The 840-nt window shown below is 25.7% G+C and carries 1 protein-coding gene and 1 pseudogene; both read right to left on the bottom strand.

Going from position 1 to position 840, the window contains the following annotated elements:
• Positions 1–298 (bottom strand): annotated as a pseudogene (locus AMN81_RS04155) (SAM-dependent methyltransferase); the annotation flags it as partial.
• Complete coding sequence (locus AMN81_RS04150; RefSeq protein ID WP_256998226.1) at positions 299–790, bottom strand: dihydrodipicolinate synthase family protein; 492 nt, start codon at positions 788–790, stop codon at positions 299–301.
• Positions 791–840: the final 50 nt, after the last annotated feature.

Genomic DNA, 840 nt, shown 5'->3' with positions numbered 1-840 from the left:
ATCTATTAATCAAATAGCTAAAAAAATTTAAGTCTCCTCTTCCAAAATTCATTAAAGAAAGATCCAAAAAATCAGTTAGCGTCCCATTTTCGATAGTTATTTCACCATCTGTATATGCTTCACCAAAATATAAATCAGGATGAAATAGTAACTTATAATGAAGATTTTTATTTAAAATTTTAACTTTTATTGGGTTTTCACTTTTTGGATTTCCAATGATGTAACTTTTTGAATTAGCATCAACTAATATAAATCCATCTTTTTTAAAAACATTATTTAAAAATCTAGCTAATTGCATTTAAGCCGCCTTAGTATTTTTTAATGAAAAATTTAATTTCTCTAAATTAGTAATTAAACCTGACTCATCTTCAGCATTTAACATGCTAAGTGGTGGTAAAAGATTTTTATAATATATTTCTTTTTTACTAAAGTAAGTATGTAAACCTGAAATCAAATTATATTTTTCAAATTCAGCTCTTACATCGCAAAGATTTTGGTTTACTGTCTGATCACGTCCATCATTAAAATCATCGTATACTTTTCTTGCCAGTGATGAAGTAGCATTACATGTAGCTGTAATAATTCCAGAACAACCTAATTGAAGTCCTTTAAATAATTTAGATTCTGATCCAGGTAAAACTGAAAAATTATCAATTTTTAAGTTTTCAAAAAGATTGTAAGAGCTATCTTTTACACCAATAATATTTTTTGGATATTTTTTTACTAACTCTTCAATACATTCAATACTAAACTTATAACCACAGAGTTTTTCAAAATTATATAGTACTATTTCACAATCAGAAATTACTATCTACTATGGGACGCTAACTGATTTTTTTG

The sequence above is a fragment of the Candidatus Pelagibacter communis genome (assembly GCF_001179845.1).
Classification (GTDB): domain Bacteria; phylum Pseudomonadota; class Alphaproteobacteria; order Pelagibacterales; family Pelagibacteraceae; genus Pelagibacter; species Pelagibacter ubique_Q.
This window is presented reverse-complemented; position numbering and strand designations above follow the sequence as displayed.